Source organism: Tatumella citrea (assembly GCF_002163585.1).
Classification (GTDB): domain Bacteria; phylum Pseudomonadota; class Gammaproteobacteria; order Enterobacterales; family Enterobacteriaceae; genus Tatumella; species Tatumella citrea.
Genome location: NZ_CP015579.1, coordinates 189,572 through 214,847, shown reverse-complemented (window position 1 = coordinate 214,847; position 25,276 = coordinate 189,572). Strand labels below are relative to the sequence as shown.

Here is a 25,276-nt window from a genome sequence, read left to right as displayed (position 1 = left end):
TTCCCATGACTATCCCTTATACCCGCTGGCCGGATGATCTGGCGAGCCGCTACCGTACCAAAGGGTACTGGCTGGACCTGCCCTTAAGTGATATTGCCGACCGTCAGAAAGACAACGACGCTGTTGCCATTATCGATGACGAGTCACAAGTCAGCTACCGGCAGATGGCTTTAGCCAGTTCCCGTCTGGCCGCCAAACTTCAGCAAGCCGGACTGAAAAAAGGCGATACCGCGCTGGTTCAGCTTGGTAATAACAACGAGTTTTACCTGGTTTTTTTCGCTCTTCTTAAACTGGGTGTCGCCCCGGTAAATGCACTGTTCAGCCATCAGCGTACCGAGCTATTTTCTTATGCGGAGCAGATTAAACCGGCACTACTGATTGCTGATCGCCAGCATAGCCTGTTTGCCGATAACCAGTTTCTTGAACAATTCAGACAGCAGATCCCTTCTCTGACGACAGTACTGATGCATCATGCTGTTGATGGTGACCACAGCCTGGCTGAATGGCTGGCTACACCGGCAGAAGACTTTGTGGCCGACCCCAGCGCTGCAGATGAAGTGGCCTTCTTTCAACTTTCCGGTGGTAGTACTGGCACCCCGAAACTAATCCCACGGACGCATAACGATTACTATTACAGTATTCGTGCCAGTAATAATATTTGCGGTGTTGACGCAGATACCCGTTACCTGTGTGCCCTGCCGGTTGCCCATAACTACCCAATGAGCTCTCCGGGTTGCCTGGGTATTTTCTATGCCGGCGGTCTGGTCGTCATGGCCGCGGACCCCAGTGCGACACAATGTTTCCCACTGATCGCCAGACATCAGATTACCCTGACAGGTCTGGTGCCCCCGGCAGTCAGCCTCTGGCTACAGTTCATCAGTGAACAGGGTAATCACGGTGAACTGAATTCCCTGAAAGTTCTGCAGGTTGGCGGTGCACGTCTGAGCGAAACTCTGGCACGAAGGATAATTTCAGAAATTGGCTGCCAGTTGCAACAGGTGTTCGGAATGGCCGAAGGTCTGGTGAACTACACCCGACTGGATGATCCGCTGGAAATTATTGTCACTACTCAGGGCCGGCCCATCTGTGAAGATGATGAAATCAGAGTTGTGGATGAAGACGGTACGCTGTTGCCAGCAGGCCAGACTGGCCGCCTGATGACGCGTGGCCCTTATACCTTCCGTGGTTATTTTAATAACCCGGCACATAACGCTACCTGCTTTGATAATGAAGGATTTTACAGTTCCGGTGATCTAATCGAGATCACCGCAGAAGGTAATATTAAAGTTCAGGGGCGGGAAAAAGATCAGATCAATCGTGGCGGGGAGAAAATTGCCGCCGAGGAAATTGAAAATCTACTGCAACGCCACCCTGACATTATTGATGCAGCACTGGTGTCGATGAACGATGAACTAATGGGTGAAAAGAGCTGTGCATTCATCGTGGCGACACAACCGATTAAACCAGCACATTTACGTCGCCATCTGCGTGAACAGGGGATCGCTGAATTTAAACTTCCGGATCGCATAATTCAGCAGGACAAACTGCCACTGACTCCGGTGGGCAAAGTCGACAAAAAAGCCCTGCGCCAGTGGCTGACCGAACAACAAAAATAATCCGAATTATCACCGATTGATGGAGTGACCATGAGTATCCCTAAGCTTGAGTCTTACACCCTGCCGGCAGCGGATGAATTGCCGGAGAATAAAGTTCAGTGGGTGTTTGAACCGGCCCGGGCAGCGCTGCTGATCCACGATATGCAGAACTACTTTCTGAATTTCTGGGGGAGTGATAGCCCGCTAATTCACCAGGTTGTAGAGAACATAGCCCGGTTACGTGCCCAGTGTAAGGCGTTGGGGATACCGGTATTTTATACCGCTCAGCCAAATCAGCAGAGTGATGAAGACCGTGCTCTGCTCAATGATATGTGGGGACCGGGGTTAAACCGCCATCCGGACCAACAACAAATTACCGATGCACTGGCCCCTGATGAGCAGGATATTGTCCTGACTAAATGGCGCTACAGTGCTTTTCACCGTTCTGATCTCGAACAACAGCTTCAGAAAATGGGCCGTAACCAGTTACTGATTACCGGGGTATATGCCCATATCGGTTGCCTGACTACAGCTACCGATGCCTTTATGCGCAATATCAAACCTTTTATGGTGGCTGATGCACTGGCAGATTTCAGCCGGGAAGAACATTTGATGGCTCTGACTTATACCGCAGGTCGCAGTGGTAAAGTGGTTACCACCGAAGATTTAATGCTGCTACCTGAAAGCAAAAGTGCCCTGCGAGCTATGGTGCTGCCATTGCTCGAGGATGATGATGAACCGGAAGATGACGAGAATCTGATTGATTACGGTCTGGATTCCGTACGGATGATGGCCCTGGCCGCCCGCTGGCGTATGGCTCATCCTGATATTGATTTTGTTGCCCTGGCAAAAAATGCCTCAATCGATGGCTGGTGGAAACTGTTGTCGGCGGAGGTAAAAGCATGAGCCAGTGGTCAGAGTTTCACGGCAAACAGGTCTGGGTAACCGGCGCCGGTCAGGGAATTGGCTATCAGACTGCGCTGGCATTTCAGAAGGCCGGGGCCGAAGTGACCGGTTTTGATTTAAAATTCGATCAACCGGACTACCCTTTCCGCTGTCAGATTCTCAACGTGGCAGATCCAAAGCAGGTTACTGAGGTCTGTCAGGGGTTACTGGCCAGACAACCCCGTCTGGACGTTCTGATTAATGCCGCCGGGATCCTGCGGATCGGCGCTACGGATGAGCTTTCGTTTGACGACTGGCAACAGTGCCTCAACGTTAATGCCGGTGGCGCTTTCAATCTGTTCCAACAGACATTACCAGTGTTCCGTCGCCAGCAGCGGGGAGCTATCGTTACTGTCGCATCGAATGCCGCCCATGCCCCACGTCTTGGCATGTCTGCTTATGGAGCCTCGAAAGCCGCATTACGCAGTTTATGCCTGACTGTCGGGCTGGAAATGGCCCCGCACGGCGTGCGTTGTAATATTGTCTCGCCGGGATCCACCGATACCGAAATGCAACGCAGTCTGTGGAAGACACCTCAGTCTGAACAGCAGACTATTGACGGTTTTCCGGAACAATTTAAGTTAGGCATTCCACTGAAAAAAATTGCTCAGCCACAGGAAATTGCTAATACCATTTTGTTCCTGGCCTCTGATCAGGCCAGTCATGTGGTATTGCAGGACATTGTTGTTGATGGCGGAGCCACTCTGGGAGCCTGATCGCATGGAAACTGTCTGGAAACGGCCAATTACCCTCGAAGCGTTAAATGCTCTGGGTAAAGAGTGCCTGGTCGGGCATCTGGGTATTGAGTTCACCGCAATTGGCGGGCAGCATCTGGAAGCGACAATGCCAGTGGACGATCGGACACGGCAACCATTCGGATTACTGCACGGCGGAGCTTCTGTGGTGCTGGCTGAATCAATGGGATCTGTTGCCGGTTACCTGGCCTGTGAAGAGGGTAAAAGTGTGGTCGGGATTGAAGTGAATGCCAGCCACCACCGGTCTGTTTCTCAGGGACTGGTTTACGCAACCTGTCAGCCACTGCATATTGGCGGGCAGTTACAGGTCTGGCAGACGGAGATTCGTAACAGTAAGGGCAAACTCTGTTGTACCGCCAGACTAACAGTGTCCGTTCTGGGTTAGCCATATAAAAAGCCGGAGACAAGCTCCGGCTTTTTAACGATCATTTCGCAAATAATGGATCGTGGGGGATCAACGCTGATAGATGATCTCTACACCTTCATCATCATCTTCGTCCCAGTCATCCCAGTCTTCATCATCTTCTTCTTCAACCGCAGCATTGTTTTCCAGAGTTTCGCGGTGATAGTCATCCCACATAAACTCAACTTTCTCCGGTTTCTTCTCTTCTTCTTCCGACTGTTTTGGATTCGCGTTAATAAAGCTCATCACATCCCAGCACAGTGCGTTAACACCGTCGCGGCTGGCAGCAGAGATCAGATAATATTTATCATCCCATCCCAGTGCATCTGCCACTGCTTTAGCGCGGGTTTCCGCTTCTTCTTTGTCCAGCAGGTCAGTTTTATTAAATACCAGCCAGCGGGGTTTCTGGTAAAGCTTGTCGCTGTACTTTTCCAGTTCAGCCAGGATGATCTTTGCATTCTCTACCGGATCTGACTCGTCTATCGGAGCCAGATCGATCAGATGCAACAATACACGGCAACGTTCGAGGTGTTTCAGGAAACGAATCCCCAGGCCTGCACCGTCAGCTGCACCTTCGATAAGTCCGGGAATATCTGCAACCACGAAGCTCTGTTCGTGATCCATACGTACTACCCCGAGACTTGGCACCAGAGTAGTAAACGGATAGTCAGCTACTTTCGGTTTCGCCGCAGAGACAGCGCGGATAAAGGTCGATTTACCGGCATTAGGCAGCCCCAGCATACCGACATCAGCCAGCAGCAACAGCTCCAGTTGCAGGTCACGCTTCTCACCCTCTGTGCCCATCGTTTTCTGGCGCGGAGTACGGTTTACAGAAGATTTAAACCGGGTGTTACCCAGGCCGTGCCAGCCGCCCTTGGCGACCATCAGGCGCTGCTCATGGCGAGTCATATCCCCCATGGTCTCTCCGGTATCCTGATCGATAATCCGGGTGCCCACAGGAACCTTAATCACTACGTCTTTGCCGCGTTTGCCGGTACAGTCACGGCTCTGGCCATTTTGACCACGCTCGGCACGGAAAGCCTTTTCAAAACGGTAATCAATCAGGGTGTTGAGGTTTTCATCCGCTAGCAACCAGACATCGCCACCATCACCGCCATCTCCACCGTCAGGACCACCACGCGGAATATACTTCTCACGGCGGAAGCTCACACAGCCATTGCCGCCATCACCTGCGACAACCAGGATTGTCGCTTCATCAACAAACTTCATTTCTCTTCTCCGTCACTCTTGCGCCCGCAAAGACTCCGGCTTTACAGACGGGCCCGCCAGGGTCGACTCTGCTGACCGGCGGCGGATAATACCGGCATGCTTGCCAGTATCAGTATTCAGTATTTTGTCTGTCCAGTGTACAGCATTCTGCTGAGGTACGCGGGGGTTTACTGAGGATATGGCAGCAGAATGTAAAAAGCCCCGCACAAGCTGCGGGGCTTTAATTCGTTAAGTCGGGCAACGGTTATGCTACCCGGGTCACTCAACCATTACTCAGCAACGATGCTGACGTATTTACGGTTGTTTGGACCTTTAACTTCGAATTTGATCTGACCAGTTGCAGTAGCAAACAGGGTGTGGTCACGACCACAACCTACGTTGGTACCCGCGTGGAATTTGGTTCCGCGCTGACGAACGATGATGCTACCTGCCAGTACAGTTTCTCCGCCAAAGCGTTTTACGCCCAGACGTTTTGCGTTGGAATCGCGACCGTTACGTGTGGAGCCGCCAGCCTTTTTATGAGCCATTTGTCAAATCTCCTGTTAAGCGCTGATGCCAGTGATCTTCACATCAGTAAACCACTGACGGTGACCCTGCTGCTTACGATAGTGTTTACGGCGACGAAACTTAACGATCTTAATTTTCTCACCACGACCATGAGCCACGACTTCAGCTTTGATAACACCACCTGAAACCAGTGGAGCACCAATGGTAACTTCTTCGCCGTTGGCAATCATCAGAACCTGGTCAAACTCAATGGTTTCACCGGTTGCGATATCAAGCTTTTCCAGGCGAACGGTCTGACCTTCGCTAACTCGGTGTTGTTTACCACCACTTTGGAAAACCGCGTACATATAAAACTCCGCTTCTGCGCTAGCCCTTTCTGAGTAAATCAGGCGGCGCTATAAATATTCACAATAGGGCGCGAATTCTACGCAAATATCACGCAGAAGACAAGCCTCCTTTGCAGGGTATTGCAGAAAAAAAACACAGGGCACAGCCGGGTGTTTCCTGTAATCAAATTTCAAGTACAATAGGTCTCATTCATAGGCCGCTGGCGTCTGTTGATACCGCCGGGAGCTGCCGTAACGGCAAACAGGGAAATTTATTCAGATACAGGACGAAACAAACTATCTGAACACTGTTGTTTAAACGGCCCTAATATGGCCAAAACCGAGTCAAAACTGAAAAGACGTATGAACTTAGAACAAATTACAGAAATCACTTCCGCCGATATGTCGGCCGTCAATCAGACCATTCTTGACCAGCTGAACTCCGATGTTGCGCTTATCAGCCAACTGGGTCATTACATTGTCAGCGGCGGAGGCAAACGCATTCGCCCGATGATTGCAGTTCTGGCAGCAAGAGCACTCGGTTACCAGGGCGACCAGCATATCCTCAACGCCGCACTGATCGAATTTATTCATACCGCCACATTGCTGCACGATGATGTGGTTGATGAATCAGATATGCGTCGGGGTAAAGCCACCGCTAATGCTGCCTTTGGTAATGCCGCCAGCGTCCTGGTCGGTGATTTTATTTACACCAGAGCCTTTCAGATGATGACCAGCCTGGGATCGTTAAAGATCCTTGCGCTCATGTCAGAGGCAGTAAACGTGATCTCTGAAGGCGAAGTGCTGCAACTGATGAACTGTAACGATCCGGATATTACTGAAGAAAGTTATATGCGGGTTATCTACAGTAAAACTGCGCGGCTATTTGAAGCGGCTTCTCAGACATCCGCCATTCTGGCCGATGCCAGCGATGAGCAGGAACAGGCGTTGCGGGATTATGGACGTTATATTGGTACCGCTTTCCAGTTGATCGATGATCTGCTGGATTACAGTGCCGATAATATTGCTCTGGGTAAGAACGTCGGTGATGATCTGAGTGAAGGTAAGCCGACGCTACCATTACTACATGCAATGAAACATGGCAATCCTGAACAATCCGCGATGATCCGCCAGGCGATCGAACAAGGTAATGGTCGTCATTTGCTGGAACAGGTTCAGGAAACCATGCAGCAATGCGGTTCTCTGGAATGGACTCGCCAGCGGGCTGAAGATGAAGCAGATAAAGCCATTCTGGCATTACAGGGGCTACCTGATACCCCATGGCGCCAGGCATTAGAGTCTCTGGCACATATGTCTGTTCAGCGCGATCATTAATCTCCCGGCGGATCTGTTGTCAGCAGACAAAGGATCCGCGGCTTTGCTTTAGTGCTATGGGCCGATCGATACAGATCGCCCCGCCTCCACCTCTCCCACTGTTTTTATCTGATCCCTCCAGCAGATTTTCAGATGATTTCAGGCTGGTTTTCTCCGAATTTGCGACAGCGGTAATAAATTCAAGGTTTGCAGATCAATTTTATGAAATTATTGGTCGCTTTTTGATATACCTGTTTCCAGAAACAATGTAATTTTATCGTGTTAAAGGAAACGATGCCCGGAAGACATCGCTGACATCTGAAAAGGAGAATAGGATGAGTATGCTGAAAAAGGACTGGCACACTGCAGATATCATTGCGGCTCTCAGGAAAAAAGGAACTTCTCTGGCAGCAGTATCAAGGAATGCGGGGTTAAGCTCCTCAACTCTGGCGAATGCATTATCCCGCCCCTGGCCAAAGGGCGAGTGGCTGATAGCCAAAGCTATCGACATCCATCCGGCCGAAATCTGGCCCAGCCGCTACTACGATCCCATTACCCATGAATTGCTAGACCGTGAAAAACTCATGCGCCGGCTGCCACGCCATGAACACGCTCAGTCCTCACCGCAGTAGCTGTTTTCGGCCTGAAAAAAACAGGCCCTGGCATCTGCCATGGGCCTGTTGTGCAACGGGATATGTAATTAACAATTAGTCCATCGCGTGTTCGTCTTCGCCCTTCACTCGTTCAATATGAGCTCCCAGGCCACGCAGTTTATCTTCAATACGCTCGTAGCCACGATCGATGTGATAGATACGATCAACAATAGTCTCACCTTCAGCGATACATCCTGCCAGTACCAGACTTGCTGAAGCACGCAGATCTGTCGCCATTACCTGAGCTCCGGACAGTTTGTCTGTGCCATGACAGATTGCCGTATTGCTTTCAATCTCAGCATGCGCCCCCATACGAATCAATTCAGGTACATGCATAAAGCGATTTTCGAAAATGGTCTCAGTGATAACGCCCGTACCTTCAGCCACCAGATTCAACAGTGTAAACTGAGCCTGCATATCTGTCGGGAAGCCCGGATGAGGCGCAGTACGAATATTTACCGCTTTTGGGCGACGTCCATGCATATCCAGACTGATCCAGTCTTCACCGGTCTCAATATCTGCGCCGGCATCACGCAATTTCGCCAGCACGGCATCCATCGTATCCGGGCGGGTTTTACGGCAAACAACTTTACCGCCGGAGATAGCTGCTGCAACCAGGAAAGTCCCGGTTTCGATACGGTCTGGCACCACTTCATAGCTACCACCACCCAGGCGTTCTACCCCTTCAATGGTGATTCTGTCTGTACCTGCACCGGTAATTTTTGCACCAATCGCGTTCAGGAAACCGGCAGTATCAGCAATTTCAGGTTCACGGGCAGCATTCTCAATAACGGTAGTTCCGGTCGCCAGAGTTGCCGCACTCATAATAGTTACGGTCGCGCCAACACTGACTTTATCCATAACAATATGAGCACCTTTCAGGCGACCATCAACAGACGCTTTTACATACCCTTCTTCCAGGCGAATTTCTGCGCCCAGTTGCTCCAGACCGCTGATATGCAAATCGACCGGACGAGCACCAATCGCACAGCCGCCAGGTAAGGAGACTTCCCCCTGACCGAAACGGGCAACCAGTGGTCCCAGTGCCCAGATTGAGGCACGCATGGTTTTGACCAGGTCATACGGAGCACAGAAAATAGTGACATCACTGGCATCCAGGTGAACTGCACCATTACGTTCAGCTTTAACACCCAGTTGGCCAAGCAGTTTCATCGTAGTATCAATGTCGCGTAATTTCGGGACATTTTTGATTTCTACCGGTTCTTCGGCCAGCAAAGCTGCGAACAGAATCGGTAACGCTGCATTTTTTGCTCCGGAAATGGTAACTTCACCACTTAAACGGGTGGGACCCTGCACTCGAAATTTGTCCATTAACACAGCTCTCAATTAGCATTCATAAAAAGTACTGACCTGCCGGCTCGAATTTCCTGAAGAACAGGTTTAAAAGCCACTCAGTTTACGATCCCGTGCCCATTCGGCAGGGGTATAGGTCTTAATCGATACCGCATGAATACGGTTATCTGCAATATATTCCATGAGCGGGGCGTACACTGCCTGCTGCTTCTTTACACGGCTCATAGTTTCAAAAATATCACTCACCGCAATCACCTGGAAATGGCTGCCATCGCCACTCACGTGAACTTCGTCCAGCGACAGTGCCTGCATCAGGACTGCCTGAATCTCGTTATTTTCCATTGCTTTCAGCTTCCGGTAATCATAATCAGCGCCTATCTTAGTAGAAAGCGACATTATCTTAAATACACAAAAGCCCCTGAATAAATCAGGGGCTTTGAATGCGCAAGGCAGGATTTAGCGGCAATCCTTTTAAGAAACAATAATATGTTGCAGATTATACAGCGTAATTAATGACTGTAATTTATCCGAGATGCCACTAAATGCCAGCTGCCCCCCCTGGCGGCGGACAATATCCTGTAGATGCACCAGCAAAGCCAGCCCGGCAGAATCCACACGCTCCAGCCCGGAGAGGTCAATTTCAGAAATTCCCTGCATCACGGTATTCCGTTGTTCCCAAAGCGGCAGCAGAGATTCATGATCAAGCATTCCGGACAGCCGTAATGCTGTTGCCTGTTGCTGCCATTGCAGTTTTCTGCTCATCAGTTTTGCTGACCCAGAGTAATTGGTTGAGCAGCATAAACTTTTAACTGTGCGGTTAAGCCATCAATACCTTTGGTACGCAGCAGATCGCCCCACTCATTCTGTTTGGTAGTGATCATACTGATGCCCTCTGCCACCATATCGTAGGCCTGCCAGCCCCCGGTGCGGGTGTTTTTCCGCCACTGGAAGTCAAGGCGAACCGGAGGACGACCATTCGGGTCAATAATGGTCACACGGATGGCAACGATATTGGCATCGCCCAGTGGCTGTGGAGACTGGATTTGATAAGTCTGGCCATGGTACATCGCCAGCGCCTGGCCATAAGCTTGTGTCAGGTAATCACCAAACGCCTGATAATAAGCATCACGCTGAGCAGGAGTGGCCTGGTTGTAGAAACGTCCCAGCACTAATGCTCCGGCATATTTTACCTGTACATAAGGCATCAGTTCTTCACGGACGATGGTACGCAGGTAATTTGGGTCCTGTTTAATTTTCGACTGCTCATTTTTCAGACGGGTAAAGGTCTTAGCCGCCGCCTGATTCATTAGCGTATAAGGATTCGTCTGATCAACCTGATCTGCGGCATTGGCTGCCGCCAGCGGCAGGATGACCAGCATGGCTGCCATCACGAAACGTTTAAATAACATAGAATATCCTCTTAGTGGGTCGGCGCTGCCGCAGACGAACTGTCAGCACCTGCCGGTGATTGCTTGTCTTTGTCGCTATCGTTATTTTTATAAAGGAACTGACCAATCAGGTCTTCCAGTACTATGGCAGATTTAGTGTCGCGCAGCGTATCGCCATTTTTCAGGATCGTTGAACCTAAATCCGGGTCATTAAATCCAAGATTCAGCGCCAAAAACTGCTCGCCTAACAGGCCCTGAGTACGAATCGCCAGAGAACTGGTATCCGGAATTTTTCCGGCATAAGTATCATCGATTGCCATAGTGACTTTTGGTGAGAGTGTGCTGTCATCAAGAGAGATGTTAGTCACACGCCCAATCACTACACCACCAATCTCAACCGGTGAACTCACCTTCAGGCCGCCAATATTGTCAAAGGTCGCATACAATTTCCATGTTGGTTCTGTGCCAAAGGATTTCAAATCGGCAACACGCAGACAAAGAAAGAGCGCGGCAATCAGCGCCAGTAACAGGAAAATACCTACCCAGATTTCACTTTTTTTACTTTGCATTGCGTTAATTCCCAAACATCAGTGCTGTCAGCACAAAATCTAACCCAAGGATAGCAAGAGACGAATGAACTACCGTTCGTGTCGTCGCGCGACTGATACCTTCAGACGTCGGAATAGCGTCATAACCGTTAAACAGCGCTATCCATGAAACTGCAATCGCAAACACGATGCTTTTCACCACACAGTTAACAATGTCCATCCGGAAATCGACCGCACCCTGCATAGCAGACCAGAAGAATCCGGAGTCAATCCCCTTCCAGCTCACCCCAACCAATGCCCCGCCCGCAATTCCAATGGCGGTAAACATCATGGCCAGTAACGGCATGCTGATCACTCCGGCCCAGAAACGAGGTGCAACAACCCGGCGTAACGGATCGACAGCCATCATTTCCATACTGGAGAGTTGCTCGGTCGCTTTCATCAATCCGACTTCAGCGGTCAATGCTGACCCGGCACGGCCGGCAAACAGCAAAGCAGTCACTACCGGTCCCAGCTCACGTAATAACGATAACGCCACCAGCATTCCCAGACTGGTTTCCGCACCGTAGGTTTTCAGAACCAGATAGCCCTGTAGCCCCAATACCATCCCGATAAACAGCCCTGAGACCAGAATAATCAGCAGGGATAACACCCCTACACTATAGATTTGTTTCACTACCAGTCGGCCGTGTTTTGCAAACTCGGGTTTACCCACCAGCGCATGGAACAGCATTAACCCCGCACGGCCAAATGACCTGCAGCTATTAATTCCCCAACGTCCTAATGACGCTACTGCCTGTAACAACATGGATTTAGTGCCTCCCCGGGCTTAGCAAATCGGTGAGGTAATCACCGGCCGGATACCTGAAGGGTACCGGACCATCTGCATGGCCATCAATAAACTGCCGCACACGCGGATCATCATTCTGGCGTAATTGTGCGGCATCTCCCTGCGCAATAATCTTCTGCCCCGCCACAATATAAGCATAATCAGCAATACTGAGGACTTCCGGAACATCGTGAGAAACCACAATACAGGTCAGGCCTAATGCATGGTTCAGTTCATCAATCAACTTAACCAGCACCCCCATTGTAATCGGATCCTGTCCCACAAAAGGTTCATCAAACATAATAAGTTCCGGCTCAAGTGCAATGGCTCTGGCCAGAGCCACTCGTCTTGCCATACCACCAGACAGTTCAGCGGGTGTCAGTTGCTCAGCACCCCGCAACCCGACAGCCTCCAGTTTCATCATGACTGTACTGTGTAACAACTCCGGCGGCAGGGAAGTATGTTCCCGCAATGGCCAGGCCACATTGTCATAGACACTGAGGTCGGTAAACAGGGCACCTGACTGGAATAACATGCTCATTTTTTTACGAACGTCGTACAGCTTACTACGGGATAAACCAGGAATATTATCATCGTGAAAGAAAATATCGCCTTTATCCGGCTGCAACTGACCACCAATCAAACGCAGTAAGGTGGTTTTACCGATGCCGGAAGGGCCCATGATGGCAGTGATTTTGCCTTCCGGCACCGTTAAAGAAATGTCATCAAAGATTTTGCGGGATCCGCGGGTGAAGCTCACCCCGCGAATCTCCACTAAACCTTTCTGTTGCTGAACCATGTTTACCCCTTACAGGTGTCCGGGCATTTTAGTTAATCTATGATGCCAGCCCGGGAGAAAGCACCTTGCCATTTTTACAGAAAATTACAGGCTGTTTTTGTGTAATTCCGTCATAAAATTTACTTTTGGCCTTTCGACAGTCAAAATCAGCGCTTGTTTACTCTTGATCTCTCTTTTCGCTGTAGTGCAGTGATTGCACATTACAGATTTTGGCAAAGGAATTCCCATGCTCGTCGCGATTGTTCTGCTGGTCCTTGGTTTACTGTTGCTGGCCTATGGCGCAGACCGTCTCGTTTTTAGTGCATCTATTCTTTGCCGTTCACTGGGAATTCCGCCCCTGATTATCGGTATGACCGTAGTAGGAATCGGAACCTCTTTACCAGAAATCATTCTGTCATTGTCCGCCGCAAATCACGGACAACGGGATTTTGCCGTGGGGATTGCGCTGGGGTCAAATATCACCAATATATTATTGATTCTTGGCGGTGCTGCATTACTCAATCCTCTGAAAATCAGTTCAGCGTTGTTGCGCAGGGAATTACCGCTGATGTTGCTGGTCACATTACTCTGTGGGCTGTTGCTGGCTGATAATCTGCTGACCCGTACCGAAGGTATTTGCCTGCTCGCGATGGCCATCCTGTACCTGTGGGGAATTATCCGAATTGCCGGAAAGAGCCATGCCACTACCGGTGATCAACTCTCCCGGGAACAGGTAGCAGAACTGCCGGGCGAAGATGCCGGTAATACTGTGGCTTTTCTCTGGTTGGGAGTAGCACTGGTATTATTACCTGTCGCCACACGGATGATTCTGGATAATGCAGTCGTTGTCGGTGACTATCTGGGCATCAGTGAATTAGTGATGGCATTAATTTTCATTTCTATCGGAACCAGCCTGCCAGAACTGGCAACAGTCATTGCCGGAACTCTGAAAGGTGAAGGTGATATTGCCGTCGGGAATCTGTTGGGTGCTAACATTTATAATACCGCCATTGTTCTGGGGTTACCGGCAATCGTCTGCCCGGGTCGTATTGACAGCAATGCATTTTCCCGTGACTACTGGATAATGCTGGGGGTTAGCACCATTTTTGCGGTGATCTGCCTGAAGAAAAACCGCACTATCGGCAGGCTGACCGGCGCATTATTGTTATGCGGATTTTTTGTCTGGGTCGCCATACTCTGGGGCTATCCGATGATTAATGATCTTTAAAAGGATTCACCAAAATGTCTGATCAATCGTCCATCACGGGTTTTGATTTTAAGGAAGCAGGCAGGAAAGTACTGCGCATTGAACGCGAAGGGCTTGCTCAGCTTGAGCAATATATTAATGAAAATTTTACCCGGGCCTGCGAAATTCTGTTCCGCTGTACGGGGAAAGTTGTCGTCATGGGCATGGGAAAATCCGGCCATATTGCACGGAAAATGGCTGCCACCTTCGCCAGCACCGGGACACCGTCGTTCTTTGTTCACCCGGGAGAAGCCAGCCACGGCGACCTGGGAATGGTCGGACATGACGATGTCGTGATCGCGATTTCAAACAGCGGTGAATCTCACGAAATACTGGCACTTATACCTGTCATTAAGCGCCTGAAGATTACCCTGATTTGCCTGAGCAGCCGACCAGACAGTGCCATGGGGAAAGCCGCTGATCTGCATCTGACGGTTAAAGTTCCTCAGGAAGCCTGTCCACTGGGGCTTGCCCCTACGACCAGCACGACTGCAACGCTGGTGATGGGCGATGCGCTGGCCGTCGCATTGCTGGAAGCCCGTGGTTTTACTGCGGAAGATTTTGCGTTATCTCATCCCGGAGGAGCATTGGGACGGAAATTGCTGTTGCATGTAAGTGATGTAATGCATTCCGGTGATGAGATGCCCTGCGTCTCGCGCCATGCTTCATTGCGTGATGCTCTGCTGGAAATTACCCGCAAAAAACTGGGAATGACAGTCGTTACTGAAGACGATATGACCATCGCAGGTATTTTTACCGATGGTGATTTACGTCGGGTCATCGATATGGATATCAACTTTCAGTCAACCACTATCGATGAGGTGATGACTCCTGGCGGAATACGTGTTTCTCCGAACATTCTGGCTGTCGATGCGCTGAATGTAATGCAGAGTAAAAATATAACCTCACTATTGGTTGCCGATAACAATCGCCTTGTGGGTGTGATACATATGCATGATATGTTGCGTGCCGGTGTTGTCTGATCAGGAAATAAAAATGAACAATAAACTCCCTATTGATACGTGTTACGGGCCTGTCTGCCCCACGGTCATGGCCAGTGCCGAAAAAATAAAATTACTAATTTGCGATGTCGATGGGGTAATGTCTGACGGCCTGATTTATATGGGAAATAATGGTGAGGAGCTGAAAGCTTTCAACGTTCGTGATGGCTACGGAATCCGTTGCCTGTTAACCAACAATGTTGAAGTTGCTATTATCACCGGTCGGAAAGCCAAACTGCTGGAAGATCGTTGTCATACTCTTGGCATAAGCCATCTATACCAGGGACAATCAGATAAGCTTTTGGCCTTTGCAGATCTTCTGGATAAACTGTCACTTCAGGCCGACGAAGTCGCTTACATCGGGGATGATTTGATTGACTGGCCAGTGATGGAAAAAGTGGGCCTCAGCGTGTCAGTGGCTGATGCGCATCCCCTGATAGTACAGCGGGCCGATTATGTCACCCGGATTGACGGTGGCCGCGGCGCGGTACGTGAGATTTGTGATGTTATTTTGATGGCGCAAAATAAATTTGAGGATGCCAAAGGGTTATCGATATGAGTACAAGCAGACGCTGGATTACCCTTCTGCTGGCAGTGATTGCGGTAGTACTGATTGGCTGGAACCTGACAAATCAGGATACTCCACCCGCTTCTGTAGCACAGGATGATCAGAGCCCTACCTATACGACAGCCAGCTCTCACACAGTGGTTTACAATCCTGAAGGCGCGTTAGCCTATCGGCTGGTATCCGATAAGGTATCCTATTTTGATGCCTCACAAATCAGCTGGTTCGATAACCCGGTCATGACTACCTATGACCAGCAAAAGGCACCAGCATGGTCAGTAAAGGCAGATAAAGCCAAATTAACTAAAAACCGGATGCTATATCTTTATGGGCATGTGGAAGTCAATGCGCTGAATCCGGATGCTAAACTTGAACGTATCACCACAGACAATGCACAGGTGAATCTGGTGACCCAGGATGTGACCTCGGATGATCAGGTAACACTCTACGGGCAGGGATTCCGTTCAACCGGAATGAAGTTACGTGGCAATTTACGGGCCAAAACAGCTGAATTAATTGAAAAGGTCAAAACCGATTATGAAATCCAAAGCCAAAATAAATAGCGTCAGGTTGTTGTTGGTCTCCACGCTGCTTGGTTGCAGCCTGCCTGTGCTGGCGGTGACCGGTGATTCTGATAAGCCCGTAAACATCACGTCGCAAAATCAGTCGATGGATATGCAGGGCAATGTAGCTACCTTCACCGGAAATGTCGTCATTACCCAGGGGACCATCAGAATCACTGCAGATAAAGTCGTAGTGACAAGACCCGGAGGCGACAGCCAGAAAACTCTGGTGGACGGCTATGGCAATCCTGCCACTTTCTACCAGATGCAGGATAACGGTAAGCCGGTCAAAGGCCATGCAGCAAAACTGCATTACGATCTGGCAAAAGACCTGGTTGAGCTGACCGGCAACGCATACATTGAGCAGTTGAACAGCAATATCAAAGGTGACCGCATTACCTATCTGGTGAAAGAGCAGAAAATGCAGGCTTATAGTCAGGGTGGCGAACAAAAACGTGTGACCACAACCCTGATGCCTTCTGAGCTTCAGAACAATAATAAACCGGCACACCCTACCAAGAGTCAATAACAGTTATGGCGACGTTAATAGCAGAAAATCTGGCAAAAGCTTACAAAGGCCGCCGGGTCGTTGAAGATGTTAGTCTGGAAGTAAAATCAGGCGAAATTGTCGGATTACTGGGGCCTAACGGGGCCGGTAAAACCACCACGTTTTATATGGTGGTGGGCATTGTGCCAAGGGATGCAGGGAAAATTATTATCGATAATGATGATATCAGCCTGCTGCCACTGCATGCCCGTGCACGATTAGGTATTGGTTATTTACCGCAGGAAGCATCGATCTTCCGTCGTCTCAGTGTTTACGATAATCTGATGGCTGTATTACAGGTTCGTAAAGACCTTAACGCAGAACAGCGTGCTGACCGCGCCAATGAGCTGATGGAAGAGTTCCATATTGAACATTTGCGCGACAGCATGGGCCAGGCACTGTCGGGCGGTGAGCGCCGCAGGGTAGAAATTGCCAGAGCACTGGCAGCCAATCCGAAATTTATTTTGCTGGATGAGCCTTTTGCCGGTGTTGACCCGATATCCGTGATCGACATTAAAAAGATCATTGAGCATCTGCGTGATAGTGGTCTGGGCGTTCTGATTACCGACCATAACGTCCGTGAGACGCTGGCAGTTTGCGAGCGGGCGTACATTGTCAGCCAGGGGAAACTGATTGCCCATGGCACCCCGGAGCATATCCTTGCCGATGAACAAGTGAAACGCGTTTATCTCGGTGAAGAGTTCCGGCTCTGACTCTGTTAATGTGTCCTTAATGAAATTTTCTCAGGAAACTCATTCCTCACTATGAAGCAAAGTTTGCAATTCAGGCTCAGCCAACAACTGGCAATGACCCCCCAGTTGCAGCAGGCGATACGACTGTTGCAACTTTCTACGCATGAATTACAGCAGGAACTGCAGCTGGCACTGGAAAGTAATCCGTTACTGGAACAGACCGAAGTTCTTAACGAAGTGGATTCTGAGGAGTCGGGTGAAACTGCATCTCTGGACACCCGTGAAGCATTAGAGCAGAAAGATATGCCGGAGGAACTTCCTCTGGATGCCACCTGGGATGAAATATATACCGCCGGCACTCCATCCGGTACAGGTACTGATTATCAGGACGATGAACTACCTGTTTATCAGGGAGAAACCACCCAGTCACTGCAGGATTACCTGATGTGGCAGGTTGAACTGACCCCGTTCAGTGATACTGACCGTGCGATTGCCACTTCGATAGTTGATGCTATTGATAATACCGGCTATCTCACTGTTCCCCTGGAAGATATTCTGGAAAGTATCGGTGATGATGAACTGGGTATTGAAGAAGTTGAAGCTGTTCTGAAACGGGTACAGCATTTTGACCCTATTGGTGTGGGTGCCCGCGATTTGAAAGACTGTCTGCTGGTACAGCTTTCTCAGTTCAGCCCGGACACACCGATGCTGGAAGAAGCACGGTTAATTGTCCGGCAACACCTGGATCTGCTGGCTAATCACGATTTCCGTAGCCTGATGCGTGTCACCCGCCTGAAAGATGATGTGCTCAAAGATGCAATGGCTCTGATTCAGTCACTGGACCCTCGTCCCGGACAATCCATCCATACCGGTGAATCTGAATATGTAATCCCGGATGTGTTGGTGCGTAAAACCGGCAACCAGTGGACCGTCGAACTGAATACCGACAGTCTGCCACGACTCCGTATTAATCAGCACTATGCCGCAATGAGTGGCGGAGCGCGCAACGACAGCGACAATCAGTTTATCCGCAGTAATCTACAGGAAGCCCGCTGGCTGATTAAAAGCCTGGAAAGCCGAAATGATACTCTGTTGCGGGTTACCCGCTGTATTGTCGAACAACAGCAGGCCTTTTTTGAACAAGGCGAAGAATACATGCGGCCCATGGTACTGGCCGACATCGCTCAGTCAGTCGATATGCATGAATCCACTATTTCGCGGGTGACAACCCAGAAATATCTGCACAGCCCGCGCGGCATCTTTGAACTAAAATATTTCTTCTCAAGCCATGTCAGCACCGAAGGCGGTGGGGAAGCCTCGTCAACGGCTATCCGGGCACTGGTCAAAAAATTAATCTCATCGGAAAATCCGGGCAAACCCTTGAGTGACAGTAAACTCACCTCTATGTTATCTGAACAGGGGATTATGGTTGCAAGACGTACTGTTGCCAAATATCGCGAGTCTTTATCTATCCCGCCATCAAACCAGCGTAAACAGCTGCTTTGACATCATGAGAAGGAAAGCCTATGCAACTGAACATTACCGGACAACAAATTGAAATTACCGAAGGACTGCGCCAGTTTATTCACACGAAGTTTGCCAGACTGGAGCATTACTTTGAGCATATCAATCAGGTATATATTGTCCTGAAAGTTGAAAAAGTTCAGCAAATTGCAGATGCAACCTTACATGTGAACGGAGGTGAGCTCCATGCAACAGCAACAACCGATGATATGTATTCCGCTATTGACGGACTGACTGACAAACTGGCGCGACAGTTAACCCGTCACAAAGAAAAACTGAAACAGCATTAGTTTCAAACTGGTTTATCCCATTAAACAAACAGCAGGCATTGCCTATCCGTGGCTGCTTTTACCCGCAGATATTGCTGTTGAGCAATTCAAAGAGTAATACTGCAGGGTAAGTGACCGCCATCTTCGGAAAACAGGCAGATGAATCTGCAAGCGAAAGAATATGAATAGTGATCTGACACTTGAACTTAGCCATGTGCTTACTCTGGAATGTACCCGTAACAACGTACATTGTCAGAGTAAAAAGCGGGCGCTGGAGATAATAAGTGAACTGGCAGCGACTCAGCTGAATCTGCCACACCAAACTATTTTTGAGACTATCCTGAACCGTGAGCGGATGGGAAGCACAGGAATAGGCAACGGGATTGCAATCCCTCACGGTAAACTGGAAGAAGATACGCTCAGAACCATCGGAGTGCTGATCCATCTTGAGCACCCGATCCCGTTCGATGCGGTCGATAACCAGCCGGTAGATCTTTTGTTTGCGCTGTTGGTCCCGGCAGATCAGTGCAAAACGCACTTACATACCTTATCTCAGGTAGCAAAACGCCTGGCTGATAAAACCGTGTGCCGTCGTTTACGGGCTGCACAAAGTGATCAGGAACTCTACAGTATTATCATGGAAGAGCAGCAAAGCAGCGACGAAAAACAACAATAAATCAGCCTATAGAGCAGGAATTATTACGGGAGAAGGATCATGGTACTGATGATCGTGAGCGGTCGGTCAGGGTCGGGAAAATCTGTCGCACTACGAGCACTGGAGGATATGGGCTTTTATTGTGTCGATAACTTACCGGTCGATCTGTTACCGGAACTGGCTAACTCACTGGAAAAACGTAATATTTCTGCTGCAGTCAGTATCGATGTACGTAATATGCCTGAATCACCGGAGATTTTTGAGGATGCCTTTAACCGGCTATCAGCTCAGTTCTCCCCTCAGTTATTATTTCTTGATGCCGACAGAAATACACTGATCCGTCGTTACAGTGATACACGCCGCCTGCACCCTCTCTCGAGTAAAAATCTGTCACTGGAGAGCGCTATTGATGAAGAAAGCGACCTGCTTGAACCTCTGCGGTCCAGAGCTGATTTAATCATCGATACGTCTGAGATGTCGGTTCATGAGCTGGCTGAAATGCTAAGGACCCGTCTGCTTGGCAAGCGGGAACGGGAACTCACCATGGTATTTGAATCCTTTGGATTTAAATACGGAATCCCTATCGATGCAGATTATGTGTTTGATGTCCGTTTCCTGCCCAATCCTCACTGGGACCCAAAACTACGTCCGCTGACCGGCCTTGACCGGCCGGTAGCTGCGTTTCTTGATCGCCATACTGAAGTTCATAATTTTATTTATCAGACCCGCAGCTATCTTGAGCTATGGTTACCTATGCTGGAAACAAACAATCGCAGCTATCTGACCGTTGCGATTGGCTGTACCGGCGGTAAACATCGCTCAGTATATATAGCTGAACAGCTGGCGGACTACTTCCGCTCACGGGGAAAAAACGTTCAGTCACGACATCGCACACTGGAAAAGAAAAAATCATGACGATCAAACAATTAGTCAAAATCAGGAATAAGCTGGGAATGCATGCCCGCCCGGCAATGAAATTGTTCGAACTGGTACAAAGCTACGATGCAGAAGTCACTCTGCGCAATGAAGCCGGTACCGAAGCTGACGCCAGTAGTGTTATTGCACTGCTGATGCTGGACTCAGCCCAGGGCGGACAGATTGAAGTTGAAGCTACCGGCCCGCAGGAAAACGAAGCACTCCAGGCGGTCATAGAATTATTCAACGCAGGTTTTGATGAGGACTAAATCCCCGCGGCTTCCCGGCTGTTAATACAGGTGATACCTTTTCAGGAACTCCTGTCCTCCCAGTTGCCCCATCTGTTGTGAAATCCATTGCTGCCGTTCGCGGGTATAAGCCGAAGGCGAAGCGGCATGATAGATTATCGGGTTAGGAAGCACCGCAGCAAGTAGCGCGGCTTGCTCCCGGCTCAACTGGCTGGCTGGCTTATGAAAATAAGCTTTCGAAGCAGCCTGTACTCCGAATATTCCCGGACCAAATTCGGCAATGTTCAGATACACCGTCAGAATTCTTTTTTTACTCCAGACCGTTTCCAGACCAACGGTCAGTACTGCTTCCATTCCCTTGCGGATCCAGCTACGTCCGTCCCAGAGAAACAGATTTTTTGCAGTCTGCTGGGACAACGTTGAAGCCCCTCGCATCTCACCATGCTGACGGCTGTCCAGAACAGACTGCATTGCATCAAAATCAAAACCCCAGTGCTGAGGGAATTTCTGGTCTTCTCCGGCAATAACCGCCAGTGGCATCCAGGGTGAAATATCAGACATACTCACCCACTCAGAATGCGCGCGATATTGAGTATCTCCAGACAGAAGTGCACCTATCTGACGTTCAGCCATTACTGCAGAAAAGGGGACCGGGACGACTGAAAACAACAGTATCAGCCCGACAGCAATTCCTGCCAGTAACAAAAACAGACGGAGTACGCGACGCTTTAACCATGATACTGCCCTGTTATGATTTTTTTTCATTCATCCATCCCTGCGAAATTTTTTCACTTAACATATCATTACCGGAGAGTAGCGTTGGCACAGATTTTTTCATAAATATTTATTAGTCAGCGACGGCTTCCCGGTCAAGTCCTCAACTGTATCATCCCGAAAAGCACCCCCTTGTCACTGGCTAGCCTCAGTAACATCAACTACTTCAGGGCATGTAAGGAATCGGTTCCAGTAAAATGACCAAATTCAAAATACATTAATATATATTAAGTATTGTTTTCTCTGTCCAATTATAACCCTCCAAAAAATTTAACATTAAGTTAAACAAATGATATCGTTTAAATAAACAACTGTTAATATAAACACTTTCTCTGTCAGAGAATCCCGAAATTCTCTATCCCTAAGCGATGACTTTTTTAAGCTACAGAAGGCCGCCCGGGCGGCGTCAGAAACTTGTTAACATCAGTCAATTATTTGTGAGCTTTCAGAGAGCAGTTTTCTTAGCTGTTGTTTTTTTATATAAATCACAGTTCAGAACAACCCCGGGAAGACGAAATGGTAAAAACACTGATAACTGTAAGGTTTTAATCATGTTTTTTATCCCCGGACGAGCTTACCTGCCCGGGGATGAGAGGATGGCATAAACTGATGGTGGTTTTCTGAACATCAACGCAGGAGAGATCCTTGTTAAGATTTTCCCAGCCGGAAACATTTCAACTTCACAAATCTTAATGAATTGTGGCAAAGTGATCGCAATTTTTGTTAAGGTAGTAGCCATAGCTAACCAATACCTTCCGCCGCCCGGGTCCGCCCGGTTAACGATAATTTTTTTCGCTGGCAGAATCACAGTTTCCCTGGTGTTGGCGCAATATTCGCGCACCCCGGTTTATCCGGGGTCATTTTTTACTGCAGTATAAAATTAGTGCTTCCCTTCCCTGGATTTCACCCATTGTCTTAGAATCGCAACTTCGTGACGCCACTCATGACGCAGTTCATCAATCCATTCCTGCACATTATCCCACCATGCCGGAAGTTCTGGCGTCTGAATCTGTTTCGCTACCTGTTGCAGATGTTTTAAACCCACCGAACCTGCCGCACCCTTGATTTTATGCCCTTCTTCAGCAATGCCTTTCTGGTCTCTGGCCATCATGTTGGAATCTAAAACATCCAGATATCCCGGCATCATTTTTTCAAACATCTCAAGGCTTTGGTAAATCAGTTGAGCACCTACCAGTTCCATATACTGTTCCAGCATCGCAATATCCAGGTGCCCTTCGTCTGCGGCTAATGCAACGCTTTCCTCTTGCTCTTCTATAGCCTGATGCTGATTCCAGAACCTGGCAATGACCGCGGTTAGCGCAGGAACAGACAGCGGCTTACTCAGGACGTCATCCATACCTGCTTCAAGATACTCTTTTTTGTCCTTCAGTACGTTCGCGGTAAGAGCAACCAGTGGGGGTAGTTGTTGGCCGGCAAAACGCTGATGTAACTCACGAGCCACATCCAGCCCGGTCATATCCGGTAGTTGAATATCCAGCAGCACCATATCGAACTCCAGCGGATCAAACATCTCCAGGGCCTCAGCCCCGGTCATTGCTACTTCCGTACTGCAGCCGAGTTTTTCCAGCACCGAACGGGCGACCACCACATTCAGTTCAATATCTTCAACCAGTAAAATATGTAATGCCGGCAGCGGTAAAATGTCTTCTTCGTTAATCTCTTCAGAGCTATTTTCCAGCTGAGGTGCATGAATTTGCAGGCTAAAGCATGCTCCTTCACCTGGCGCACTTTGCACCGTAATATTACCGCCCATCACCTGGGCAAGCCGGTGAGAAATTGCCAGGCCAATTCCGGTTCCTGTCGCAGGTTTACCACCATGCTGATCCTTCACCTGATAGTACATCGCAAAGATCTTATCCTGTTCTCCCTGCGGGATACCGATGCCTGAGTCCTTAACGTCAAAACGTAACTGCTGTTGCTGTTCGTCGTAGGCAACCGTGACAACAATTTCGCCTTCACGGGTAAATTTCACCGCATTGCCAATCAGGTTCCATAAAATCTGCCGTAACCGCGTGCCGTCTGCAATAATCGTTTGTGGCAACGGTAGCTGAGTTGCCATGACAAATTTCAACCCTTTAGGCTGAACCAGTAAACCTGAGAGGTTTTCCAGATCAGACAGAAATTCAGTGAAATCTATTGGCTGATTATCGAGCTGAACTTTTCTCCGCTCAATTTTGTCCATCTCAATAACATCGTTGAAGATATTCCCGAGGGTAATCGCCGAAACATGGATGGTTTTCAGGTAATTCAGCTGTTCCTGGCTAAGCCCGGTATCCAGCAGAATCCGGCTCAGACCAACAATGCCATTTAACGGGGTGCGAAGTTCGTGGCTGATGGTAGAAATAAAGGTCGTTTTTTCCCGGCTGGCATTCTCCAGCGCATCCTGGTAACGCTTACGTTCGGTGATGTCACGGCCAAAGCCCATCAGTCCGCTACGTTTCCCTACCCTGTCGTAGTAAGGAACTTTACGAATTTCAAAACAGGCTTTTTTACCATCCGGATACTGCAACCACTGCTCATAGGTGAGAGCAACATTATGCCGGAAGACTTTTTCATCAGTCTCCAGAATTTTCTCCGCCGTATCAGCATCATAAATATCTTTAGGCGACAGTCCCACCAGCTGTTTTTCAATCCGGCCGGTCAGCAGTTCTACAGCCCGGTTACAGCCAGAAAACTTACGGTCTATATTGCGGTAAAACACCAGATCCGGTGATGCATCGAGGAAAGAACGCAAAAACGTTGATTGCTGTTCCAGCTCTATCTGCGTTTTCTCACGGCTCGCCATCTCTTCCCTTAGCTTGTCCATGGCATGTTCACGGGCCTGCTCCGCTTCCTTACGTACGTTTATTTCCTGGTTCAGCTGCTGAATATTTTCTTTCAGTTGCTGATTGAGCTGCAAATCTCGCTTGCGCATCTCCTCCAGCTTATCCACCAGCCGGGCCAGCCTTTGCCGGGAATCTTCGAGCTGATCAACCACCACCGAAAGAAAATAAACTGCCCAGGGAGTGATCAGTAAGCCAAAAAATACCGATCGAACGACATCAATGCTCTCTACCCGTCCCTGCAGGACCAGAGTCACCGCCATCTGGACGATCATAGCCAGCACCACCAGTGCTGAAGCCAGAAGTAAAGAGAAACGGACCAGGCCAAGTTTGACCATAAGATCCACGTAATATTGTGCTAACAGTCTTATTTGTTTCATAACGCGCTCCCTGACAGTAGCCCCCATCATATCCTAAAATGGTGTCACAGAGAGGATAGAGGCGGGAAATTACCGCCTGAGGCCACTGCAAAGATCAGGCAGCAAATTGAGCTTTCGGTACTCAGCCTTTCAGCATGACGATAAGAGCCCTTGCCGGCACACCGAAACCAAATGAGAATGAATATAAATACCATTTTAGTGCATCATTAATCACTGAAAGGTTTAATTAATTTTACTAATATGAGCTGGTATATGATGCAAAAATGACATTATAAGAAAAACAGATATATCAGGCGCCAACACCAGGTATTGCAGCATTTTCTGCTGGAATTACCACCAGCACCAGCATGGTGCAGGTATTGCAGAGCTGCACTATAGTGAGACAGCTCACAATTATCTATGCCTTGATCACTGAAACAAACTCCCCGCCGGCATCATAAATTCATAATAATCATAACGATAGATAAAA

General features: G+C 49.0%; 29 protein-coding genes. 17 read left to right on the top strand and 12 right to left on the bottom strand.

Annotated elements, in window-relative coordinates:
• Positions 1-5: 5 nt before the first annotated feature.
• From A7K98_RS01175 to A7K98_RS01160, 4 genes are read left to right on the top strand one after another with little or no spacing between them, the layout of a single operon-like run.
• The gene (locus tag A7K98_RS01175) at positions 6-1,616 is read left to right on the top strand and encodes a (2,3-dihydroxybenzoyl)adenylate synthase (RefSeq protein WP_087486910.1); all 1,611 of its coding nucleotides are present in this window, start codon (positions 6-8) and stop codon (positions 1,614-1,616) included.
• A gap of 30 nt (positions 1,617-1,646) precedes the next feature.
• A complete protein-coding gene (locus A7K98_RS01170; protein ID WP_087486909.1) occupies positions 1,647-2,501 on the top strand; it encodes an isochorismatase family protein in 855 nt (284 codons plus the stop codon).
• Complete coding sequence (gene dhbA / locus A7K98_RS01165; RefSeq protein ID WP_087486908.1) at positions 2,498-3,256, top strand: 2,3-dihydro-2,3-dihydroxybenzoate dehydrogenase; 759 nt, start codon at positions 2,498-2,500, stop codon at positions 3,254-3,256. The genes A7K98_RS01170 and dhbA overlap by 4 nt, the downstream gene beginning before the upstream one ends.
• A gap of 4 nt (positions 3,257-3,260) precedes the next feature.
• Positions 3,261-3,680: a hotdog fold thioesterase gene (locus A7K98_RS01160; RefSeq protein ID WP_087490314.1), complete on the top strand. Its 420-nt coding sequence runs from the start codon at positions 3,261-3,263 to the stop codon at positions 3,678-3,680.
• Positions 3,681-3,749: 69 nt separating this feature from the next.
• Here A7K98_RS01160 and cgtA read toward each other — a convergent pair whose 3' ends face one another.
• The 3 genes from cgtA to rplU all read right to left on the bottom strand — a co-directional run bounded on the left by cgtA (position 3,750) and on the right by rplU (position 5,782).
• Positions 3,750-4,928, bottom strand: a complete 1,179-nt coding sequence (gene cgtA, locus A7K98_RS01155; RefSeq protein WP_087486907.1) for an Obg family GTPase CgtA — start codon at positions 4,926-4,928, stop codon at positions 3,750-3,752.
• A gap of 269 nt (positions 4,929-5,197) precedes the next feature.
• Positions 5,198-5,455 carry a 50S ribosomal protein L27 gene (gene rpmA / locus A7K98_RS01150; RefSeq protein ID WP_087486906.1) on the bottom strand — a complete coding sequence of 86 codons (258 nt, stop codon included), beginning with the start codon at positions 5,453-5,455 and terminating at the stop codon, positions 5,198-5,200.
• Between the two features lie 15 nt (positions 5,456-5,470).
• The gene (rplU, locus tag A7K98_RS01145; protein WP_038016880.1) at positions 5,471-5,782 is read right to left on the bottom strand and encodes a 50S ribosomal protein L21; all 312 of its coding nucleotides are present in this window, start codon (positions 5,780-5,782) and stop codon (positions 5,471-5,473) included.
• A gap of 342 nt (positions 5,783-6,124) precedes the next feature.
• On the opposite strand from rplU, the gene ispB reads away from it, so the two are divergent.
• Entirely contained in the window at positions 6,125-7,096 is a 972-nt protein-coding gene (gene ispB / locus A7K98_RS01140) for an octaprenyl diphosphate synthase (protein ID WP_087493494.1), read from the top strand.
• A 314-nt stretch (positions 7,097-7,410) separates the two neighbouring features.
• Complete coding sequence (locus A7K98_RS01130) at positions 7,411-7,707, top strand: helix-turn-helix domain-containing protein (RefSeq protein ID WP_087486904.1); 297 nt, start codon at positions 7,411-7,413, stop codon at positions 7,705-7,707.
• Positions 7,708-7,782: 75 nt separating this feature from the next.
• On the opposite strand, the gene murA is transcribed toward A7K98_RS01130, so the two are convergent.
• From murA to mlaF, 7 genes are all read right to left on the bottom strand, one after another.
• On the bottom strand, positions 7,783-9,060 hold the full coding sequence (murA, locus tag A7K98_RS01125) for a UDP-N-acetylglucosamine 1-carboxyvinyltransferase (protein ID WP_087486903.1): 1,278 nt from the start codon (positions 9,058-9,060) through the stop codon (positions 7,783-7,785).
• A gap of 69 nt (positions 9,061-9,129) precedes the next feature.
• On the bottom strand, positions 9,130-9,384 hold the full coding sequence (gene ibaG / locus A7K98_RS01120; protein ID WP_038016965.1) for a BolA family iron metabolism protein IbaG: 255 nt from the start codon (positions 9,382-9,384) through the stop codon (positions 9,130-9,132).
• Between the two features lie 129 nt (positions 9,385-9,513).
• Entirely contained in the window at positions 9,514-9,804 is a 291-nt protein-coding gene (mlaB, locus tag A7K98_RS01115; RefSeq protein WP_087486902.1) for a lipid asymmetry maintenance protein MlaB, read from the bottom strand.
• Positions 9,804-10,451, bottom strand: a complete 648-nt coding sequence (mlaC, locus tag A7K98_RS01110; protein ID WP_087486901.1) for a phospholipid-binding protein MlaC — start codon at positions 10,449-10,451, stop codon at positions 9,804-9,806. Before mlaC ends, mlaB begins: the two co-directional genes overlap by 1 nt.
• An 11-nt stretch (positions 10,452-10,462) precedes the next feature.
• Positions 10,463-10,999: an outer membrane lipid asymmetry maintenance protein MlaD gene (mlaD, locus tag A7K98_RS01105; protein ID WP_087486900.1), complete on the bottom strand. Its 537-nt coding sequence runs from the start codon at positions 10,997-10,999 to the stop codon at positions 10,463-10,465.
• 4 nt (positions 11,000-11,003) lie between these two features.
• Complete coding sequence (gene mlaE, locus A7K98_RS01100) at positions 11,004-11,786, bottom strand: lipid asymmetry maintenance ABC transporter permease subunit MlaE (protein WP_087486899.1); 783 nt, start codon at positions 11,784-11,786, stop codon at positions 11,004-11,006.
• 4 nt (positions 11,787-11,790) lie between these two features.
• On the bottom strand, positions 11,791-12,606 hold the full coding sequence (gene mlaF, locus A7K98_RS01095) for a phospholipid ABC transporter ATP-binding protein MlaF (protein WP_087486898.1): 816 nt from the start codon (positions 12,604-12,606) through the stop codon (positions 11,791-11,793).
• Positions 12,607-12,832: 226 nt separating this feature from the next.
• Between mlaF and A7K98_RS01090 the strand changes: the two genes are divergently transcribed.
• The 11 genes from A7K98_RS01090 (at position 12,833) to npr (ending at position 20,831) form a co-directional block, all read left to right on the top strand.
• Positions 12,833-13,813, top strand: a complete 981-nt coding sequence (locus A7K98_RS01090) for a calcium/sodium antiporter (protein ID WP_087486897.1) — start codon at positions 12,833-12,835, stop codon at positions 13,811-13,813.
• A gap of 14 nt (positions 13,814-13,827) precedes the next feature.
• Positions 13,828-14,814, top strand: coding sequence for an arabinose-5-phosphate isomerase KdsD (gene kdsD, locus A7K98_RS01085; RefSeq protein WP_087486896.1), 987 nt, complete (start codon positions 13,828-13,830; stop codon positions 14,812-14,814).
• 13 nt (positions 14,815-14,827) lie between these two features.
• Positions 14,828-15,391, top strand: coding sequence for a 3-deoxy-manno-octulosonate-8-phosphatase KdsC (gene kdsC / locus A7K98_RS01080; RefSeq protein ID WP_087486895.1), 564 nt, complete (start codon positions 14,828-14,830; stop codon positions 15,389-15,391).
• Complete coding sequence (gene lptC, locus A7K98_RS01075) at positions 15,388-15,960, top strand: LPS export ABC transporter periplasmic protein LptC (RefSeq protein ID WP_087486894.1); 573 nt, start codon at positions 15,388-15,390, stop codon at positions 15,958-15,960. Before kdsC ends, lptC begins: the two co-directional genes overlap by 4 nt.
• The gene (gene lptA / locus A7K98_RS01070; RefSeq protein ID WP_087486893.1) at positions 15,935-16,489 is read left to right on the top strand and encodes a lipopolysaccharide ABC transporter substrate-binding protein LptA; all 555 of its coding nucleotides are present in this window, start codon (positions 15,935-15,937) and stop codon (positions 16,487-16,489) included. Before lptC ends, lptA begins: the two co-directional genes overlap by 26 nt.
• A 5-nt stretch (positions 16,490-16,494) precedes the next feature.
• Positions 16,495-17,220 (top strand): LPS export ABC transporter ATP-binding protein, encoded by a 726-nt coding sequence (gene lptB, locus A7K98_RS01065; protein WP_087486892.1) that lies wholly within the window; start codon positions 16,495-16,497, stop codon positions 17,218-17,220.
• Between the two features lie 51 nt (positions 17,221-17,271).
• Complete coding sequence (rpoN, locus tag A7K98_RS01060; protein ID WP_087486891.1) at positions 17,272-18,705, top strand: RNA polymerase factor sigma-54; 1,434 nt, start codon at positions 17,272-17,274, stop codon at positions 18,703-18,705.
• 20 nt (positions 18,706-18,725) lie between these two features.
• Complete coding sequence (hpf, locus tag A7K98_RS01055; RefSeq protein WP_087486890.1) at positions 18,726-19,013, top strand: ribosome hibernation promoting factor; 288 nt, start codon at positions 18,726-18,728, stop codon at positions 19,011-19,013.
• A gap of 160 nt (positions 19,014-19,173) precedes the next feature.
• Positions 19,174-19,668 carry a PTS IIA-like nitrogen regulatory protein PtsN gene (gene ptsN / locus A7K98_RS01050; protein WP_087493467.1) on the top strand — a complete coding sequence of 165 codons (495 nt, stop codon included), beginning with the start codon at positions 19,174-19,176 and terminating at the stop codon, positions 19,666-19,668.
• 39 nt (positions 19,669-19,707) lie between these two features.
• Complete coding sequence (gene rapZ, locus A7K98_RS01045) at positions 19,708-20,562, top strand: RNase adapter RapZ (protein ID WP_087493466.1); 855 nt, start codon at positions 19,708-19,710, stop codon at positions 20,560-20,562.
• Positions 20,559-20,831, top strand: a complete 273-nt coding sequence (gene npr, locus A7K98_RS01040; RefSeq protein ID WP_087486888.1) for a PTS phosphocarrier protein NPr — start codon at positions 20,559-20,561, stop codon at positions 20,829-20,831. Before rapZ ends, npr begins: the two co-directional genes overlap by 4 nt.
• A 21-nt stretch (positions 20,832-20,852) precedes the next feature.
• On the opposite strand, the gene mtgA is transcribed toward npr, so the two are convergent.
• The gene (mtgA, locus tag A7K98_RS01035) at positions 20,853-21,575 is read right to left on the bottom strand and encodes a monofunctional biosynthetic peptidoglycan transglycosylase (RefSeq protein WP_087486887.1); all 723 of its coding nucleotides are present in this window, start codon (positions 21,573-21,575) and stop codon (positions 20,853-20,855) included.
• Positions 21,576-22,464: 889 nt separating this feature from the next.
• On the bottom strand, positions 22,465-24,807 hold the full coding sequence (gene arcB, locus A7K98_RS01025) for an aerobic respiration two-component sensor histidine kinase ArcB (RefSeq protein WP_087486885.1): 2,343 nt from the start codon (positions 24,805-24,807) through the stop codon (positions 22,465-22,467).
• Positions 24,808-25,276: the final 469 nt, after the last annotated feature.

What these genes read in the sequence shown, in the direction of transcription:
- A7K98_RS01175 (WP_087486910.1), top strand. Translation starts at nt 6, where the DNA reads ATGACTATCCCTTATACCCGCTGGCCGGATGATCTGGCGAGCCGCTAC.
- A7K98_RS01170 (WP_087486909.1), top strand. Translation starts at nt 1,647, where the DNA reads ATGAGTATCCCTAAGCTTGAGTCTTACACCCTGCCGGCAGCGGATGAA.
- dhbA (WP_087486908.1), top strand. Translation starts at nt 2,498, where the DNA reads ATGAGCCAGTGGTCAGAGTTTCACGGCAAACAGGTCTGGGTAACCGGC.
- A7K98_RS01160 (WP_087490314.1), top strand. Translation starts at nt 3,261, where the DNA reads ATGGAAACTGTCTGGAAACGGCCAATTACCCTCGAAGCGTTAAATGCT.
- cgtA (WP_087486907.1), bottom strand. Translation starts at nt 4,928, where the DNA reads ATGAAGTTTGTTGATGAAGCGACAATCCTGGTTGTCGCAGGTGATGGC.
- rpmA (WP_087486906.1), bottom strand. Translation starts at nt 5,455, where the DNA reads ATGGCTCATAAAAAGGCTGGCGGCTCCACACGTAACGGTCGCGATTCC.
- rplU (WP_038016880.1), bottom strand. Translation starts at nt 5,782, where the DNA reads ATGTACGCGGTTTTCCAAAGTGGTGGTAAACAACACCGAGTTAGCGAA.
- ispB (WP_087493494.1), top strand. Translation starts at nt 6,125, where the DNA reads ATGAACTTAGAACAAATTACAGAAATCACTTCCGCCGATATGTCGGCC.
- A7K98_RS01130 (WP_087486904.1), top strand. Translation starts at nt 7,411, where the DNA reads ATGAGTATGCTGAAAAAGGACTGGCACACTGCAGATATCATTGCGGCT.
- murA (WP_087486903.1), bottom strand. Translation starts at nt 9,060, where the DNA reads ATGGACAAATTTCGAGTGCAGGGTCCCACCCGTTTAAGTGGTGAAGTT.
- ibaG (WP_038016965.1), bottom strand. Translation starts at nt 9,384, where the DNA reads ATGGAAAATAACGAGATTCAGGCAGTCCTGATGCAGGCACTGTCGCTG.
- mlaB (WP_087486902.1), bottom strand. Translation starts at nt 9,804, where the DNA reads ATGAGCAGAAAACTGCAATGGCAGCAACAGGCAACAGCATTACGGCTG.
- mlaC (WP_087486901.1), bottom strand. Translation starts at nt 10,451, where the DNA reads ATGTTATTTAAACGTTTCGTGATGGCAGCCATGCTGGTCATCCTGCCG.
- mlaD (WP_087486900.1), bottom strand. Translation starts at nt 10,999, where the DNA reads ATGCAAAGTAAAAAAAGTGAAATCTGGGTAGGTATTTTCCTGTTACTG.
- mlaE (WP_087486899.1), bottom strand. Translation starts at nt 11,786, where the DNA reads ATGTTGTTACAGGCAGTAGCGTCATTAGGACGTTGGGGAATTAATAGC.
- mlaF (WP_087486898.1), bottom strand. Translation starts at nt 12,606, where the DNA reads ATGGTTCAGCAACAGAAAGGTTTAGTGGAGATTCGCGGGGTGAGCTTC.
- A7K98_RS01090 (WP_087486897.1), top strand. Translation starts at nt 12,833, where the DNA reads ATGCTCGTCGCGATTGTTCTGCTGGTCCTTGGTTTACTGTTGCTGGCC.
- kdsD (WP_087486896.1), top strand. Translation starts at nt 13,828, where the DNA reads ATGTCTGATCAATCGTCCATCACGGGTTTTGATTTTAAGGAAGCAGGC.
- kdsC (WP_087486895.1), top strand. Translation starts at nt 14,828, where the DNA reads ATGAACAATAAACTCCCTATTGATACGTGTTACGGGCCTGTCTGCCCC.
- lptC (WP_087486894.1), top strand. Translation starts at nt 15,388, where the DNA reads ATGAGTACAAGCAGACGCTGGATTACCCTTCTGCTGGCAGTGATTGCG.
- lptA (WP_087486893.1), top strand. Translation starts at nt 15,935, where the DNA reads ATGAAATCCAAAGCCAAAATAAATAGCGTCAGGTTGTTGTTGGTCTCC.
- lptB (WP_087486892.1), top strand. Translation starts at nt 16,495, where the DNA reads ATGGCGACGTTAATAGCAGAAAATCTGGCAAAAGCTTACAAAGGCCGC.
- rpoN (WP_087486891.1), top strand. Translation starts at nt 17,272, where the DNA reads ATGAAGCAAAGTTTGCAATTCAGGCTCAGCCAACAACTGGCAATGACC.
- hpf (WP_087486890.1), top strand. Translation starts at nt 18,726, where the DNA reads ATGCAACTGAACATTACCGGACAACAAATTGAAATTACCGAAGGACTG.
- ptsN (WP_087493467.1), top strand. Translation starts at nt 19,174, where the DNA reads ATGAATAGTGATCTGACACTTGAACTTAGCCATGTGCTTACTCTGGAA.
- rapZ (WP_087493466.1), top strand. Translation starts at nt 19,708, where the DNA reads ATGGTACTGATGATCGTGAGCGGTCGGTCAGGGTCGGGAAAATCTGTC.
- npr (WP_087486888.1), top strand. Translation starts at nt 20,559, where the DNA reads ATGACGATCAAACAATTAGTCAAAATCAGGAATAAGCTGGGAATGCAT.
- mtgA (WP_087486887.1), bottom strand. Translation starts at nt 21,575, where the DNA reads ATGAAAAAAAATCATAACAGGGCAGTATCATGGTTAAAGCGTCGCGTA.
- arcB (WP_087486885.1), bottom strand. Translation starts at nt 24,807, where the DNA reads ATGAAACAAATAAGACTGTTAGCACAATATTACGTGGATCTTATGGTC.